Genomic DNA, 17,557 nt, shown 5'->3' with positions numbered 1-17,557 from the left:
TTTTGTAAAAGTTATAAATTTTCCTGCAACTGAAGTACGACAAACGGCAGAGACATCATACATTTAAATTTTATACAACACGCCGGTTAAAGCAATCATGATCAGGAAAGTAATCACCCCACCTGCTACAGAAATAGCGAGTGCTTCATGCTTATACCGGCGCCGGAAATGTACCTCCGGCTGTTGTTCTATTCTTTTAATATAATGTACCGCAGCGATATGTGCAAAAACCGCTACCAGGGAAAGCGTATAATAAGGGATGAAAAACAATTTCTCCGGATAATGATTTGCCACCCCGGCAGCAAAGTAAAAATCTGTATTCATCTTCCACTGAAATCGCCCGCGCAATACAGCCACCACGTGAAAAATCATAAAAAAGGACAGATACAATCCGCTTAATACCTGTACCAATACATAAAACGGCCGCTGAAAAAATCGCTTTTTAATCACCATAACAAGCCCACTGATCACCTGGAAACCTACACAAAACAACAACACAAGCTCCACCAACCAGAACCGGTATATATGTCTTAACATATTCATGACGGTGATATGCCACTGCGCTCCGCCCAGTGCAAACAGGTGATTGCTTATATGAAGCAAAAGAAAGCAGGCAAGGATAATACCAGATGTACGATGCAGCTGTTTAACAGATACTGACATAACGCGAAAGGATATAGGATTTAAAACAATAGCTACTAATCTCCGAATACAGATTACCCGAAATATACATAAAAAAATGAAGCGGGTTTAATTATAGTCAAGCAACACCTTTACCACTCCCCTGTATCTTGGGCCATATTGCTGCTGGATTCGGCTCAGGCAAGCGTCAATAATATACATCGGCTGCTGCCTATCATAGGCAACCACTACTGAAGCATCCACCAGGAACGGTATTTTTGATGGCAGCTTATCGGGATGCAAAACATGAAGCTCATCCGGATGGAATTTATCCAGATTGGCAGTAGGCAATAAAGTGAGCCCAAAGCCCGTGGTAATACTGTTACCTGTCAATGTTACACTCTCCAGTGATGTAGGAAAGGTCCGGTTATAGGTATCTAATACAGCAGCCAGCTCCAGCTCATTGGCACCTTCTTGTAATAATACGCCGATCTCCCTGTTTTTCCCAAACAATATTTTCCTGCCGATGGCCATTTTATCACCCAAACCAATGGCAATACTCTTATGTGCCGTTTGTCCGGGAGAAGCTGTATAGCTGATCCCCTTGCTTACCCCCAACATCGTTTGGCGACCGAAAAGTGTATCAATGATAGCAAGTGCACCATCAGTGGCGTTGGAAACCCCTGCAGTACTATACAGATTTTCGCTGTGGGTTACGCGAATATTGTTAACCCATAACGGTTTACTAAATTGATTTCGAATAGCTACGTAATCAGATGCATGGGCAGTAATCGGCTTCCCGTCATAAATCCCCGTAGCTGCTGCTGTCAACGCGCCGTCACAAACAGAAAGCATGATAGTAGTATCGTGATAATGTTTCTTAATCCAATTAAGAATCACCGGATGCTGGTGTCGGGCATCCATCGCGGACAAGTTTGGAATAACGATCACCTGGGCACTGATGCCTGCGGAATCGAATTCATCGAAGGAAAAATGCGGCAGCAGGAAAACCCCTTTTCGCATAATAATGGGTTCTTTCTTCCGGGCAACTACATAAACATTGGCCTTTCCAGTAGCACTGAATAAGTAATACGGCGCCATCAAGTCAAAGATCTCAGTCCCTTCATTATCTGCAATAAGTATCACGGTCTTTTTGCTGGGGTCAAAGCCTGGGGATGAATTGCTAAAAGTAAAAGGGCCATCATATGTTTTCCATCTCATAAACTCCCGGACAGGAGCACACGCATGAAAAAACCAAATCATTGTTATACCTGAAATCAGGAGGATACTGTACGTCACTATGTTATTTCTCACTTTTGCTATTATTTTTTAGTATTCGTTGCAATTGCCGGGCAGATTTGAATCCACACTCCGAAGCGATCATGGCCATTGTGTATTCAGGATTATTACGCAGGGTGCCTGCTTTTTCCAGTCTAAGACGGGTAAGATATTCATTGATCGTTATGCCGGTAGCTTCTTTAAAAATCCTGGTAAGATTTCTTGGGCTGCTATTAAAAAGATCGGATAATATTTCTACCGTCAACGATTGATCCAAATGGCTGATCATATAATCCTGTACCTGGTGAACCTTTGGGTGGATGTGATTCCTATAATCCAGGTAGATATGCTGTTGGCTATGTTTGGCACTTCTGCGATGGTATATCACCAGGCCCCTGGAAACCTGGTTAGCCAATAATGGTCCCTTCCATTCTTCCAGGATGGATAAAGCCATGTCGATTCCGGAACTGATACCCGCGCTGGTATAGATATTTCCACTCTTTACGAACAATACATTCGTAAGCACGCAGGCCGCGGGAAACATGCTTTGCAGGAGATCTGTGCTCCTCCAGTGCGTAGTGCACTCCCGGCCATCCAACAGCCCGGCACTACCCAGTATGAAGGCGGCATTACATACCGAACAAATATTAATCTCCCTGGTGGCACAATCGCCCAGCCAGCGAAAGAATGAGGTTTCAATATCAGGCCGTCTTTTCAGGCCTTCGAAATAAAAACCGGGAATAAAGAGAAAATCACCCGCCTTCAACGTAGCTTTCTGATAGTTCCTGATTTTCCCCAAAGGTAGTCCCACAGCACTGGATGGTTGGTGATGGATAGCATAAAATGCTATGTCAAGTTCAACGCCCATCAAAGCTGCTTCCCTGAAAACCTGTACGGGTCCCGCCAAATCTAACAGTTCCACAAGCGGAGGCAAAATAAAAGCAATTTTTCTGGTCATCCCACAAAAGTAGCCCTTCCTATACATTCCGAAAAGGACAACAATGCGTCATATCTGGCCATCATTTAAACCAACACCCCTGGGACCATGATTACCATAAAAAAAGACGCTTATTATAAAGCGTCTGAAAAATCCTGTTGGTACCATACCCGAATGTTATGTGATTATTAACACCTCCTGAAAAGTTGTAGCAAAACCTATTTAGTTAAACGACTGTCTAAACGCTGAAGGAGAGATCTGTGTTTTGCTTTTGAAAAATTTATTAAATGATGGTGGGTGCTCAAATCCTAAAGCATAGGCAACTTCTGCTACTGAAAGGTGGGTGGTAGAAAGGACTTCTTTTGCTTTTTCAATCAACCGGCTGTGAATATGCTGTTGTGTACTTTGACCAGTGAGCGTACGCAGCATATCACTCAGATAATGCGGGGAAACATGCAACTGGGCAGAAAGATATTGTACAGTGGGCAGTCCTTTCATCAACGACTTTTCGTTATTGAAATAATCATCCAATATACTTTCCAGCTTTGCCAGCAGATCATTGTTAACTGATTTCCTGGTAATAAACTGACGTTTGTAAAAACGATTGCTGTAGTTGAGCAGCAACTCTATCTGGGACACAATAACGTCTTGACTAAAATCATCTATCCGCGCCTCCAGCTCATCACGGATAATTCTGAACACAGACAGAATGGTTGCCTTCTCCTTTTCGGAAAGATGCAATGCTTCATTAGCAGCATAGGAAAAGTAATGATACTTTTTAATTTTTGCTGCCAGCGCGTATGTTTGAAAGAAATCAGGATGCACAAAAATACTCATTCCTTCCGGGCCTTCATCTTCATCCGGTGCGGTTACCAATTGGTTAGGGGATATAAACACCATTCCTCCTTCTTCAAAATCATAGTAGCCCTGCCCATACCTTACTTTTCCGCTTAGATTTTCTTTATATGCAATTTTGTAAAAATCAAGCAGCACCACCGCGGGGAATTCATGCTTTACATTCTTCACATCCCTGTTACTTATCAGGCTTACCAACGGATGTAACGGCTTAGGCAAATTAAGCATCCGGTGTAGTACTGATATGGAGCTAATCCTAAAAGGAACCTCTTCTTTTTTACTCATAATTTAAATATACGATTTTAACCATAGTGGTGTAAAATCCGGCGGACAAAATACGGTCTGTCATCGCTGGCCTTTGCTTTTAACAAACCATAAGATCAGCCCGGGTATGCGCTGATCTTATAGCCGCTTAGCTACAATTGCGCGTTATAAAAACTTTCCAGTTTTTCAGCTACCGGAATAACATACTTCATATCAAAATAGAGATCAACATGGGTAGCGCCGTTAATAACAAAAGCTTCCTTAGGCGCCTTTGCCTTTTCGATAGCTTCTTTTGTCATCCATTGTGTTACCGCTTCAGCACCATAGATCATCAACAAGGGACGTGGTGCAATCATATCCACAAAGCGGAAAGCGTCAAAGCCGGCAATACGGTCTACGCTTTCCCATGCAAATTGTTTCGCCCCCCGTGGATGCTCGCCCAGTGGCGTACAATAATATTTCCAGCCTTCATATACATGTTGCCCACCCGCCCGGGCCTCTTGCTCGTTTGCGGGAAATAATGGAAAATACTGCGTTTCCGAACCCTGGGCCTCGGCGGTACGGGCTTCAGCGGCCATATCTAACATCCCCTGGAGCACGGACGGATCCTGTGTACCATCAGCACCATTCCTGAACTGGTGTCCCGTGCAAGCGCCACTTACAGTGGCAATAGCTTTTATCCTGTGATCAGTGGCTGCAGCCGTAATGCCGTAACCGCCCGATGCACAAAGTCCCAGCACACCTGTTTTATCAGGGGCTACCTCCTCCAGCGTATTTAAAAACGAAACAGCACTTTTAACATCTTCCACACGCTGCGCCGGATCTTCCAATCCCCGTGGCAGCCCTTCACTTTCTCCCTGGTAGGCAGCATCAAAGGTTAACAGGATAAATCCTTTCTCTGCCAATAGCCTCGCGTAGGTAGCAGGCATTTGCTCCTTGACTGCCGATCCCATATGGCCCACTGCTATAGCAGGACCCCGATTGCCTGCTGAATAAACCCCTTTAGGAAGATATAAAACACCGGCCACTTTTATCCCATTGGATAAGAAAGTTACTTTTCTTGTTTCTACCTCGTATGCCACCCTGGTCTGAATTGTTGTGTTCATAAATACTTTGGTTTAATTGTGTTACACAAAATTCCGGTAGTGCCATTGACTAAACGTAGCCTGACTACTGATTTAGTTAGCCAAAATGAAGGAGAGAATATAAAGCTATTAATGCAATAGCATAAATCTACGAAATATCGTAAAGAAACAACTTGGCCAAAACATCACAATTAATTGATTTTCAATTAATTAAAATAAGGCATTTGAATTGACTACCTGTACGAAACTTTTAGAATGAAACCGTCTCCTAATTTATTGTCACCCGACAATCACGCACTTGTACTGATCGACTTTGAAGGTCAGATGGCCTTCGCCACCAAAAGCATCTCAACAACCGAATTAAGAACCAACACTGCCATTGTAGCGGGGGCTTCGAAAATCTTTAACGTTCCAACTGTTGTGACCACTGTAGCAGAAGCCTCTTTTTCCGGCCCTGTGTTCCCGGAGATCGAAGAACTTTATCCGCAGGCAACTTCCGGATACATTGACCGTACTTCCATGAATACCTGGGAAGATGAAGCTGCCTACAAAGCCATTACAGGCAAAGGAAAGCAGAAGCTGGTGATGGCTGGATTATGGACAGGCGTATGCATTGTTGGTCCTGCACTATCCGCTATCGCAGAAGGCTATACGGTGTACGTGATTACCGATGCCTGCGGTGATGTAAGCACGGAAGCACATGAACGCGCCGTACAAAGAATGGTACATGCAGGAGTAATTCCGATGACCAGCATTCAATACCTGCTTGAACTGCAACGCGACTGGGCACGTCAGGAAACCTACGTGGCAGTTACTGACCTGGTGAAAAAATATGGAGGCGCCTATGGTACCGGTATCCACTACGCACATCACATGTTACATCACTAAGCTCCTCATCAACAAAACCTAATCAGTGCCAACTAAACGCCTCCTCAGTTCTCTTCCGTTTTCATTTTTTATGCTTATCGCCCTTTGCTGTTCTCAAGCCAACGGGCAGGGCTTTAAACTCATGCGCTTCGATGAAGACTATTCATACCTGGAAGATTCAACGAACACCTTTTACCGGAAAATCAAATACACCCCTATCTCAAAAAAAGACGGTGCATATGTTTCTTTCGGAGGGTCCGCAAGAGTAGAATATGTAAACTTCAACAATGAGGACTGGGGCAGGTTAGGCATTGGTCATAATGACTTCCTTTTGCAGCGGTACGACCTCCACGCCGATCTGCATCTGAACAACCGCTTCCGCATCTTCGGTCAATTAAGAAGCGCCTGGGAAACCGGTAGAAAAAATGGCCCAAGACCGATAGACGAAGATCATCTTAACATACAAAACCTCTTTGTTGATGCAAAAATTTTAAATACACAAACGCAAACGCTTACACTCCGCGCAGGCCGGCAAGAACTCGACTATGGCAGCGGTAGACTCATCTCTGTGCGGGAAGGACCCAATATCCGGCTGTACTTCGATGGCGCCAAAATAATGTATACCCGTACTAACTGGACAGTTGATGCTTTTGTGATGATGGCCGACACCATCAACACCGGTGCATTCGACAATAAATCCAGTAAAGCAATCAATCTCTGGGGAGCATACAGCAAAATCATCCTGCCGGCATTTCCCAATATCGACTTGTATTACCTGGGCATCAAACGTGATCTGTCGCTCTTTGAAGAAGGCATCGGCAAAGAGCTACGACATACCATCGGCACAAGGATATGGCGCTACGGCGGTGGCTTCATATACAACCTGGAAGGGGCCTGGCAGTTCGGCACTTTCAGCAATGGCAACATCAATGCCTGGACGGCATCCGCAGAAGCCGGCTATATGTTTGAGCATCTCGCGGGTAAACCATTACTGAGTCTTCGCAACGACTATATATCCGGAGATAGACATAAGGGAGATGGCCAGTTACAATCCTTCAATCCACTCTACCCCAAAGGAGGCTACTTTGGATTTAGCCCGCAAATAGGGCCGGTTAACCTGATAGATATCCATCCTTATGCAACGGTGAATATTGGCAGCAAACTCCTGGCACAGGCAGACGTAGTGATGAACTGGAGATATTCCACGCAGGACGGCGTGTACAGACCCAGTGGCGGATTCAATCTGGCAGGGGCTACTTCTCTCAAAAAATACATTGGCACCGCCTACCTCGTCAGCGTGGTATATAGCATGAACAAAAATCTCGCACTGAACTGCGGTGTACAATATTTCAAGGCCGGCGCTTTCATTAAGGATGTGATGCCAACTCCCAAGGACGGTCTTTTTATCAACACCCGGTTAAGCTTCAAATTTTAACTATCAAAAAGATAAACTATGCATAACAAAATTTCAACCTACCGCAGCACCTTCACTGGCATTCTCAGTGCCGTGCTCTTCTTCTTCTACACAACCGCTTTTTCACAGGTAGTAGCAACGCCCGAAAAGTCCACCGCCGTTGGCACTTCCAAAGTATGGGGAAAGGCGGATGGCATCGCCATTGAAGGACTGGTACAGGGCCCTTCTGCCGCGGAAGCTCCGCTGCAGATAGCTTGCGTATTTGAATATACAGCAGGTGATATTTTCAATCCACCTGCATTACCCCATAATCTCAATGGCATGATACACCTGGATGAAGCCCTCCATGGACAAATCACGGAGCTGAGAAAAAGCGGGAAATTCGCCGGCCATTACCTGGAAACCCTGCTCATCACGCCACCCAAAGGAACCATGAAAGCACCAAGACTACTACTGATAGGCATGGGCGACCGTAACAAATTTGATGCAGCACTGATGACAACTATTGGCGCCATCGCACTGCGCGAAGCTGTTCGCATGGGCGTTTCCGGTTTTTCATTTGCGAGCGATATCAAAGATGCCGGTATAGACTCCCCTACCGCAGAGGTAGCGGGCAATGTAACCAAAGGTATTATCAACGCCTGGCATACCCAGCTATACCTGCAACAACGTGGCCTCGCACCAGTCAGCAAATTAAAAAAAGTGACCCTGCTGGCAGGTCCCGCATTCTTTGAAACAGCCGGCGAAGGCATCAGGGCAGCCATCGCATCCTCTAAACAATAAATGAACTGGAATGAAGAAAGCAGATATAATATTGTATAACGGGAAAGTATACACGGTAGATGCACAACAGCCCTCCGCTACAGCAGTAGCTATCAGCGACGGCAAATTTGTAGCGGTAGGCGATGATGCCACTGTTATGAATGAATACGGTCATGATGCTTCATTGAAAATAGATCTGAAGCAAAAGCGGGTAATACCGGGTTTAAACGACTCACATATACACCTCATTCGTGGTGGCCTCAACTATAACCTGGAACTAAGATGGGATGGCGTCCCCTCCCTTGCTGATGCGTTACGCATGCTGAAGAAACAAGTGGATATCACCCCAACACCCCAATGGGTAAGGGTGGTAGGCGGGTGGACAGAACAACAGTTTGCAGAAAAGCGCATGCCAACACTCGCAGAACTCAACGAAATAGCACCAGACACACCGGTATTCATCATGCACTTATATGACCGCGCGTTACTGAATCGTGCGGCTTTACGCGCAGTGGGCTTCACTAAAGACACACCGGCCCCTCCCGGTGGAATAATTGAAAAAAACAGCCATGGCGAGCCTACCGGGTTACTCCTTGCCAGCCCTAATGCCATGATCCTCTATGCCACCCTGGCAAAAGGGCCTAAGCTCTCTTACGACTACCAGGTGAACTCTACCCGTCATTTTATGAGGGAATTAAATCGCTTTGGTATCACCAGTGTGATCGACGCCGGTGGCGGATTCCAGAATTTTCCGGACGACTACCAGGTCATAAATGATCTGCATCAAAAAGGACTCCTCACCGTACGCATCGCCTACAACCTGTTTACACAAAGGCCTAAACAGGAACTGGATGATTTCAAGCACTGGACAGGTACCGTAAAGCTACACCAGGGTGATGATATGTACCGGCATAACGGAGCCGGTGAAATGCTCGTATTCTCCGCAGCAGACTTCGAGGACTTTCTGCAGCCAAGACCCGATCTGCCCGACCAAATGGAAGAAGACCTGGAAAAAGTGGTACGCCACCTGGTGGAAAACCGCTGGCCATTCCGCTTACATGCTACCTACAATGAAAGCATTACCCGATTCCTGAACGTATTTGAAAAAGTAAACCAGGATATCCCATTCAACGGACTTCCCTGGTTGTTTGATCACGCCGAAACAATCGATGAACATAATATTGACCGCGTAAAAGCACTCGGAGGAGGTATCGCTATTCAAAGCAGGATGGCATTCCAGGGCGAATATTTTACTGATCGTTATGGGCAGGAGGCTGCAGCACATACACCACCTGTGAAACGGATGTTACAAGCCGGCGTTCCCGTTGGAGCCGGCACGGATGCCACACGTGTAAGCAGCTATAATCCATGGATTGCCCTCTATTGGCTTTCCGCCGGTAAAACGGTAGGCGGGCAACAGCTATATACAGCCGAAAATAAATTGAGCAGAGAAACCGCCTTAGAACTGTATACCAAAGGAAGCGCATGGTTTTCAGGAGAACAGGATTTGAAGGGAAGCATCAAATCCGGGCAGCTGGCGGATCTTACCGTGCTCGACTCGGACTATTTCACGGTGCCCGAAGAAGCGATCAAACATATTGAAGCGGTGCTCACCATGGTGAATGGCAAAATCGTATATGGCAGCAATGAATTCTCCGATCTTGCGCCCGCGCCTATTACCGTGCTACCTGACTGGTCACCGGTGAATCAGTTTGGAGGCTATTACTCGGCATCTAAAAACAGCCAGGTAAAACCAACAGGGCATCCGGCTACCGCAAGCCATATTCATAGCTGCGCAGGTAGTTGCGATGTGCATGGTCATGATCATAACAAAGCAAGACTGAATGAGGTACCCGTAAATAATTACACTGCATTCTGGGGCGTTTTCGGCTGCTCCTGTTTTGCATTCTAAAATTGAATTTATGAACGAGATAATTCGCATCATACTTTTCTCAGATGCAGGGAGCGAACTAAACAACTACGCCCTATTGGCATTCCGTGTATTGCTGGGTTTTGAACTATTCAGGGTGCATGGGATGAAAAAATTTCGGGGTGGTGTAAACGGGCAACGTGAGGTAGTTCCCAATCCGTTGCATTTGCCAGCCCAATTAAACGGCATGATGGCCACACTATCGGATACCATTGTGCCCTTTCTGCTGATGTTTGGGGTGGCAACAAGACTCGCCGTATTGCCCACTATCGGGGTAACTGCCATCGGATATTTTGTGGTACACAGAAAAGATAGCCTGGAGGTACGCGATGTACCGTATATGTACACGCTCTCGTTGTTGCTGCTGCTGGTACTGGGTCCGGGCCGTTATTCTATTGATGCTCAATTTCTATATTATTTATTTTAAAATCCATATACATGCAAGCTAATATCGGAATCAAACAGGAAAATCTCGCGGCGGTATCCCATTCACTGGGGAAGATCCTGGCAGATGAATTTCTGCTGTACACTAAAACACGGAAAGCACATTGGTGCGTAACAGGGCCGGACTTCCATAGCAAACACCTGTTCTTTGAAAGCCAGTACCAGCAACTGGAAGAGATCATCGACAATGTGGCGGAGCGCATCCGGACATTGGGACATTACCCTCCGGCCACCCTGAAAGAATTCCTGGCACTTACCCATCTCACAGAGCAATCCAGGGAGAAAAACGATGCCATGGGCTTTGTCAGGGAATTGCTGCAGGACCATGAAAGTATCCTTATCCATCTCCGCGAGAATATCAATGGTTATGCCACCGCATTTCACGATGCTGGTAGTAGCGATTATATTACAGGACTGATGGAAACACATGAAAAAATGGCGTGGATGCTCAGAGCACACCTGGAATAAGTCATTTTATATAAACTGGTCAACATCATGATAGAACAAACACATAGTATTAACTGGGTCACTTTCCTGTTAGCCTGGGTGGCAGGATTTTGCGATACAGCTACCTTCGTTTCAGGCGATTCTATTTTTTCCGCGCATGTTACCGGTAACTTCATCGTATTCGCCGCACAGGTGTCTGCCGGAAGCACCAGTGCTATGGCCTGGACCAAACTCCTGACATTCCCTGTTTTTGTCATCGCTGTCATCATCGGTGGCTGGCTGGCGGAAAAATACCAGGGCAAATACATGATATTGTTGGTAGAAGGTATAGTTTTGCTGCTTTGCGGTCTTGGCGCCATCTTACTGCCCATGTTAATGGGTTTGGAAGAGAGGATCATCATGTACCTGATCGTGATGTTAGCAGTATTGGGCATGGGCCTGCAAAATGCCTTCGGGAAACTTTATGGCAAAGAAACGCATGGACCAACAACCATGATGACTGGTAATGTCACGCAGGCGGCACTGGACCTGGGCAATGTAATCAGAAAGGGTATCCGGGGTAACGACGTATCGATATCGGGTCTCCGGAAACAGCTCATTACCATCGGTGGATTTCTGCTCGGGTGCATTATTGGAGCGGCCCTTTCCCGTTGGATCGGGCTGAGCGCCATGATGATTCCAGGAGTAGCCATCATTGTTTGCTACTTGCAGGGCGAGGCCGCAGCACAAAAATCAGAAGGGCAATAATATGCTGGAATATACCATCAGCGGCCGTTGTATGACGGCAATTTTATTTTTTCTCCTGGCATCTGTTTCCCTAATGGGACAGGTGCCGGGAATTTATAAGAAGACAGATACCGCCCAGATTTCCTCTTGGCTGCGGGAGGGCGAGGGATACCTGGACAGGCCGGAATCAAAAGAGGAAGACATTAAGATGGCTTTCCGGATAGCCGACCAAATGGAGGCGCGCAGTAAACAATTGAATTATCAGCGCGGGCTGGGTTTAAGCCTCCTGCTTCGTGCCAAAACGCTCCGCGAATCCGGTCAGGCCATTAAAGGAAGGCCTGTAAGCCGGCAGGCGCTGACCATACTGAACACTTATGGTACCTTAACTGAAAAGGCGCAGGCGGTGATAGAACTTGGAGGAAGCTATTCCAATGATGGTCCGGATTATGCGCCAAAGGTGGCATTGTACCAGGAAGGCGTCAGGCTATGTCTCCAGATGCATGATACCCTAAGTGCAGCTAAACTAATGGAGTTTGTAGGCGACCTCCAACAATATGGAGAAGACTATAAAGATGCCCTGGTAACGTTACATGAAGCACTTGAGCTATACAAAAAAACAAACTTCAAAAGGCTTCAGGGAATTTACTCCCTGATCGGCGAGGCTTATCACGGTGCCGGAAATTTCGTGGAATCGCTCCGATACAACCTGAAAGCGGTAGAAGTAAGCGAAGCATTGAAAGAAGATAGCCCGCTGCTCTCTACCATCTATAATCGCGTTGGCCTTATGTACTACAGCATTTCGTATACGGATCAGGCCATAGAATATTTCAACAAAGGTCTGGATCATGCCCAAAAAAACAATGATACCACCACTGAGCGAACCATGCTTATCAACATAGCAGATGCGCTAAGGACGAAAAAGGAATATCACCAAAGCCTGGATACATTGAGCCGTGCAGAAAAACTGGGCCCGTCTCCCAGGGAGGGTGAAAGGTTGCTGGTAGAAATGACTTACCTGAAAAATTTTGCGGCGCTCAATGAACTGGACAAAGCCAAAATACATTATCAGCGGTTGCTGGTGTTCCTTGAAACAGGTAACGGTCAGAAACAGAGTAGTCAATTATCACGACTGGCAGTGATTTTTTACCTTCAGCATATTGGTCGGTTCGCTGAAACGGTACCTTACCTGGAGGGCTACCAGCGGGCACAGGAAATGTTTCCCTTGTCTCTTATACGTAAAGCCGACGCCGAGCGCATGGCTTTCCGTACCGACTCCGCACTCGGGAAACCTGCATCAGCCATAAAACACTATCAAAACTTTAAATACCTTTCCGACTCCCTCACCAGCATGAACCAGGCGAAACAACTGGGCCTGTTACGCCTGCAATTTGAAACAGAGAAAAAAGATCAGGACATAGAACTACTGACCCAGCGGAGCAAAGTGCAGGAAATTTCCCTGCAGAAAGGCAGGGTATTCCGAAACGTGATCATCGGTGGTATCTGCATGCTGTCGGTCATCCTCGTACTGGTATACAACCGGTATCGGCTGAAAACCAGAACTGCTGAGAAGCTGGAACAACAACAACAGGAAATTAACGCGCAAAACAACACGCTCCAAAAACTGGTGGAAGATAAAGAATGGCTGTTGAAAGAAATACACCACCGGGTGAAAAATAATCTGCAGATCATCATCAGCCTCCTCAACTCCCAGTCCCTGTACCTCGAAAACGAAGACGCCATTGCTGCTATCCGGAACAGCCAGAACAGGATGTATGCCATGTCATTAATACACCAGCGTCTTTACAATACAGATAACCTTGGTGCGATAGATATGAACTGGTACATAAGAGAACTGGTTGGATATATGCGCGACAGCTTTGATACCAGGAAAAACCTTGTTTTTTCTATCGATACTGCTGCTGTTATGCTGGATGTAGCACAAGCTATTCCCTTGGGACTTATCCTGAATGAAGCAGTTAGTAATTCTATTAAATATGCCTTCCCGGGAGACAGGAAGGGAACGGTAAATATCTCATTCCAAAAAGATGAATACGGGTACTGTGTGCTTACTATTGCAGACAATGGCGTAGGATTCAGTAACACCCAACCAGAAGAATCAACGTCGCTGGGCATGAGCCTGATGAGAGGGCTCGCAGAGCAACTGGATGGTACCTTCCGCTTAAAAAGCAACGAGGAAGGCGTTTTAATACAGATCCGTTTTCTAATTGGATCATTTATTAATGCAAACTAATATTACGGAAAATGGAGGGTAAGGAAAAAATCCTGATCGTTGAAGATGAATTCATTGTAAGCAACGATTTAAAGATGATGCTACTCAAAGGTGGGTACGAAGTCTGCGGCATTGCCACTTCTGTTGAGAAAGCAAGAACGATAATAGACGAAAAGAAACCTGATTGGGTACTACTGGACATTACGCTAAAAACAGCTACCAGTGGCATTGAGCTGGGGAAAGAGCTTTTACAGCGCAGGCTACCCTTTTTATACATCTCTGCCAATACCAATCAACAAACCCTGGAAGCAGCTAAAGCCACACAGCCCTACGGTTTCCTGGTAAAGCCTTTTAGAGAGCGCGATCTTTTTATTATGCTGGATATCGCCCGGTATCGTCATGGTATAGAAAATGGGATGATAAAAAGTGAAGGACTCCCCGCGCCATCCGTCAATACATTTGCCCCGGATATTATCGGGAACAGTCTCCCCCTCAGGAAGGCACTCGATAAAATAGTGGCGGTTGCTCCTACGAACACTTCTGTGCTACTATTAGGAGAAAGTGGTACCGGCAAAGAATGTTTTGCTCGTGCCATTCATAAAAACTCCCTTCGGAAGAATAAACCATTTATCACCATCAACTGTGCTGCACTTCCACTATCCTTACTCGAGTCAGAACTATTTGGTCACGAACGGGGTGCGTTTACCGGCGCCATACAAAAACGCGTCGGCAAGTTTGAGCAGGCAAATGGCGGGACACTTTTTCTCGATGAAATAGGAGAACTTCCCCTGGAAGCCCAGGTAAAACTATTACGTGCATTGCAGGAAAGGGAAATTGAAAAGTTAGGCGGCGACCAACTCATTAAGCTGGATGTAAGGGTGATTGCGGCCACCAACAGGAACCTGGAAAAAGAAGTGGCGGAAGGCCGCTTCCGGCTGGACCTTTACTACCGGCTGAAGGTATTTCCCATTGAATTACCGGCCCTGCGGGATCGCAGGGAAGATATTGAACCATTGGTATATCATTTCCTGCAACGGCTGTCGGCCGCCAACAACAAGCAGGTCACAGGCATCAGTCATGCCGCGTTAAAATTGTTGCTGGAATACGACTGGCCGGGAAACATCCGGGAGCTTGAACATCTCATCGAAAGACAATTTATCCTGGCAGATGGCCCGCAACTGGATACAATAGCACTTCCGGCATCACAACTACCGATTGCCAACGATAATAACCTGGAAACTTTGGAAGAAATGGAAAGGGCACATATTATGAGAGTGCTGAAAGCTTGCAATGGCCGGGTATCCGGAAAAATGGGCGCTGCAGAAATTCTGAAAGTTCCACCGCAAACACTGTATTCCAAGATGAAGAAACTCGGCATCAAATCGACCTATAATTAACATTTACCCATTAGTTATGGAGAAAGAAACCGCCAGGATCGAAGGTTTTAGCGATGGCGTTTTTGCCATTGCCATCACCTTGTTGGTATTGGAACTACACGTACCGGAGGGCAATAACAAGCAGGCCATACTGAATAGCCTGGCTGGTCAATGGCCCTCTTTTCTTGCATTCGGACTTTCATTTTTCAGCATATTCATTATGTGGGTGAATCACCACAAAATATTTAAACAGATATATCGCCGTAACAGCGCATTGATGTTTTCCAACGGCCTGATACTATTCCTTGCTACCTGCATATCTTACCCAACCGCACTACTGGCCAAATATTACCATACCCCTTCTGAAACCCTTGCAGTAGCCATTTATACAGGGTTGTTTGTATTGATCAATCTTGCGTTTAACCTGCTATGGGGTATTGCCAGCAGCAACCACGAACTATTGCGCCCTGAGCTCAGTCGTACTGCCATCCGGAATATAAAAAGGAACTACTTGTATGGCGTGCCGGTTCACTTATCAGCATTCCTGTTATCTTTTATATGGCCTTCCGGCGCCCTGGCACTGTGCCTGCTTCTCTGGAGTTACTGGGCCTTTACATCTGGCAGACTGGATCTCTCCATGAGAAACACTAAGGAGGTTGACAACTAAATCCCTCCTGACGTTTCCGGTAAATCAATAAAATGCTTCTTTTGGATACCCAGCTTTTGCATTTTTGAAATAAGGGTGGTGGCCGGGAGCTGTAACTTGGATGCGGCCCCATTTACGCCCGATATTCTACCCCTGGATAATTTTACCATTTTCAAGATATGTTCCCGCTCTACGTCTGCCAAAGAGCGTATCTGGCCCCCTGCATCCGTCACCACAGGGATCACCTCGTTCCTGGTGGGAAGACTTATTTCCGATATGGTATTGGTAGAAGTAAGGAGCACGGCACGTTCAATGAGATGCTCCAACTCCCGGATGTTGCCCGGCCAGGAATAAGCCATCAATTTTTCCTGCATTTTTTTCGTAATGCCGGTGATCTTTCTCCCGGTATTTGTCGCATACTGGCTCATGAAATAAAAGGCAAGTTCCCGGATATCCTCTCCCCGGTCCCGTAGTGGCGGGAGAGTTATAGGAAATACATTCAGGCGGTAATATAAATCGCTCCGGAAACGACCTGCAAGTACCTCGGCTTCCAGGTTTTTGTTGGTGGCAGCAATGATGCGCACATCTACTTTAATAACCGAACGGCCACCAATCCGTTCTATTTCCTTTTCCTGTAGTACCCTCAGTAACTTAGCCTGGATTTCCAGTGGAAGCTCCCCTACTTCATCCAGGAAAAGGGTACTGTTATTGGCCAGTTCAAATTTGCCTATCCTTCTATCTAATGCTCCCGTGAAGCTACCTTTCTCATGGCCAAATAACTCACTTTCTACCAGGTTAGCGGGAATAGCAGCACAATTCACTTTGATCATCAGCTTATCACGTCGTGGAGAGGCATCATGTACCTGGTTTGCAATCAGTTCCTTACCTGTGCCCGTTTCCCCCAGGATCAGCACCGTGGCATCGGACGCCGCTACCTTCGACACCAGGCCATGCACTTTCTTCATAATATCTGAATTGCCAACAGCCTTATTGGCCAGGTGCTTATCTTTTCTCCACGCTTCCTTCAGATAGCTGTTCTCCTGCTCCAATTCCATTTTATATTTCCGGATCTCTTCCAACTGCAACTCAATTTGCTCATTGGCAAGAATATTGGATATCCCCGTTCCCAGCTGATCTGCCACCCCCTTGAGAAGGCCAAATTGCGTCTTGCCAAAGGCGCCGCTTCTTTTCGCATACAGATACAGCACTCCTTTCGGCTTTTTGCCATTACAAATCCTCACCAACATCATCTCTTTTATTCCTGAGTTATGCCAGTGAATAACATAGGTGGGAACGTCCTTTTGCCGGATCAGCCCTTTCATATCCAATATCAATGGCTCCTCCATGTCAATAACCCGGTTAAATATTCCATCGTGAAAAGGATGCTGCTGAAGCATTACCGGACTTTCCCCGGTGATGGATTTTATTTTATTCTTAGCGCTGTATAAAAACGGCGTATGTGTAGTATTATCTTCATTGATGAGACAAAGTGTATAATAGCTGGCGCCAAAATTATCCAATAATTGTTCATTTATTATTTCCCAGAGGTCTGAACGATGTCTGGCCGCAGCTATTACTTTTGAAAAGCATAACAGGGTTTCAAATTCGTTTTTCTTGTCTAAAGCACCATTATCCATAACTCTTAATTTTCTATCAGTAATTAAATCCATGCCGA

16 protein-coding genes are annotated in these 17,557 nt (G+C 46.1%); 10 read left to right on the top strand and 6 right to left on the bottom strand.

What is annotated here, in order from left to right; genetic code table 11:
• Nucleotides 1-63: 63 nt before the first annotated feature.
• From AC5ZC7_RS09960 to AC5ZC7_RS09940, 5 genes are all read right to left on the bottom strand, one after another.
• Nucleotides 64-663 carry a hypothetical protein gene (locus AC5ZC7_RS09960; protein WP_496159458.1) on the bottom strand — a complete coding sequence of 200 codons (600 nt, stop codon included), beginning with the start codon at nucleotides 661-663 and terminating at the stop codon, nucleotides 64-66.
• A gap of 87 nt (nucleotides 664-750) precedes the next feature.
• Nucleotides 751-1,884: a DJ-1/PfpI family protein gene (locus AC5ZC7_RS09955; RefSeq protein WP_511911481.1), complete on the bottom strand. Its 1,134-nt coding sequence runs from the start codon at nucleotides 1,882-1,884 to the stop codon at nucleotides 751-753.
• 40 nt (nucleotides 1,885-1,924) lie between these two features.
• The gene (locus AC5ZC7_RS09950) at nucleotides 1,925-2,857 is read right to left on the bottom strand and encodes a DJ-1/PfpI family protein (protein WP_496159460.1); all 933 of its coding nucleotides are present in this window, start codon (nucleotides 2,855-2,857) and stop codon (nucleotides 1,925-1,927) included.
• Between the two features lie 201 nt (nucleotides 2,858-3,058).
• Nucleotides 3,059-3,976, bottom strand: coding sequence for a helix-turn-helix domain-containing protein (locus tag AC5ZC7_RS09945; RefSeq protein ID WP_496159461.1), 918 nt, complete (start codon nucleotides 3,974-3,976; stop codon nucleotides 3,059-3,061).
• Between the two features lie 131 nt (nucleotides 3,977-4,107).
• Complete coding sequence (locus tag AC5ZC7_RS09940; RefSeq protein ID WP_496159462.1) at nucleotides 4,108-5,061, bottom strand: alpha/beta hydrolase; 954 nt, start codon at nucleotides 5,059-5,061, stop codon at nucleotides 4,108-4,110.
• A gap of 234 nt (nucleotides 5,062-5,295) precedes the next feature.
• Between AC5ZC7_RS09940 and AC5ZC7_RS09935 the strand changes: the two genes are divergently transcribed.
• From AC5ZC7_RS09935 to AC5ZC7_RS09890, 10 genes are read left to right on the top strand one after another with little or no spacing between them, the layout of a single operon-like run.
• On the top strand, nucleotides 5,296-5,928 hold the full coding sequence (locus tag AC5ZC7_RS09935) for an isochorismatase family protein (protein ID WP_496159463.1): 633 nt from the start codon (nucleotides 5,296-5,298) through the stop codon (nucleotides 5,926-5,928).
• A 25-nt stretch (nucleotides 5,929-5,953) separates the two neighbouring features.
• The gene (locus tag AC5ZC7_RS09930; protein ID WP_496159464.1) at nucleotides 5,954-7,342 is read left to right on the top strand and encodes an alginate export family protein; all 1,389 of its coding nucleotides are present in this window, start codon (nucleotides 5,954-5,956) and stop codon (nucleotides 7,340-7,342) included.
• 18 nt (nucleotides 7,343-7,360) lie between these two features.
• The gene (locus AC5ZC7_RS09925) at nucleotides 7,361-8,104 is read left to right on the top strand and encodes a M17 family peptidase N-terminal domain-containing protein (protein ID WP_496159465.1); all 744 of its coding nucleotides are present in this window, start codon (nucleotides 7,361-7,363) and stop codon (nucleotides 8,102-8,104) included.
• Between the two features lie 10 nt (nucleotides 8,105-8,114).
• Entirely contained in the window at nucleotides 8,115-9,995 is a 1,881-nt protein-coding gene (locus tag AC5ZC7_RS09920; RefSeq protein ID WP_496159466.1) for an amidohydrolase family protein, read from the top strand.
• Nucleotides 9,996-10,005: 10 nt separating this feature from the next.
• Nucleotides 10,006-10,440, top strand: coding sequence for a DoxX family membrane protein (locus AC5ZC7_RS09915; RefSeq protein WP_496159467.1), 435 nt, complete (start codon nucleotides 10,006-10,008; stop codon nucleotides 10,438-10,440).
• 11 nt (nucleotides 10,441-10,451) lie between these two features.
• Nucleotides 10,452-10,925 (top strand): ferritin-like domain-containing protein, encoded by a 474-nt coding sequence (locus AC5ZC7_RS09910; RefSeq protein ID WP_496159468.1) that lies wholly within the window; start codon nucleotides 10,452-10,454, stop codon nucleotides 10,923-10,925.
• Nucleotides 10,926-10,952: 27 nt separating this feature from the next.
• Nucleotides 10,953-11,651 (top strand): DUF1275 family protein, encoded by a 699-nt coding sequence (locus AC5ZC7_RS09905; protein ID WP_496159469.1) that lies wholly within the window; start codon nucleotides 10,953-10,955, stop codon nucleotides 11,649-11,651.
• 1 nt (nucleotide 11,652) lies between these two features.
• The gene (locus AC5ZC7_RS09900) at nucleotides 11,653-13,881 is read left to right on the top strand and encodes a histidine kinase dimerization/phosphoacceptor domain -containing protein (protein WP_496159470.1); all 2,229 of its coding nucleotides are present in this window, start codon (nucleotides 11,653-11,655) and stop codon (nucleotides 13,879-13,881) included.
• An 11-nt stretch (nucleotides 13,882-13,892) separates the two neighbouring features.
• Nucleotides 13,893-15,257, top strand: coding sequence for a sigma 54-interacting transcriptional regulator (locus AC5ZC7_RS09895; RefSeq protein WP_496159471.1), 1,365 nt, complete (start codon nucleotides 13,893-13,895; stop codon nucleotides 15,255-15,257).
• A 16-nt stretch (nucleotides 15,258-15,273) separates the two neighbouring features.
• A complete protein-coding gene (locus tag AC5ZC7_RS09890; RefSeq protein WP_496159472.1) occupies nucleotides 15,274-15,903 on the top strand; it encodes a TMEM175 family protein in 630 nt (209 codons plus the stop codon).
• Here AC5ZC7_RS09890 and AC5ZC7_RS09885 read toward each other — a convergent pair.
• On the bottom strand, nucleotides 15,900-17,519 hold the full coding sequence (locus tag AC5ZC7_RS09885; RefSeq protein ID WP_496159473.1) for a sigma 54-interacting transcriptional regulator: 1,620 nt from the start codon (nucleotides 17,517-17,519) through the stop codon (nucleotides 15,900-15,902). The genes AC5ZC7_RS09890 and AC5ZC7_RS09885 overlap by 4 nt on opposite strands.
• Between the last annotated feature and the right edge of the window lie 38 nt (nucleotides 17,520-17,557).

The sequence above is a fragment of the Chitinophaga sp. 9-1-y genome, assembly GCF_059511905.2.
The sequence above is the reverse complement of the archived record's forward strand: the minus strand, read 5'-3'. Positions and strand labels throughout refer to the sequence as shown.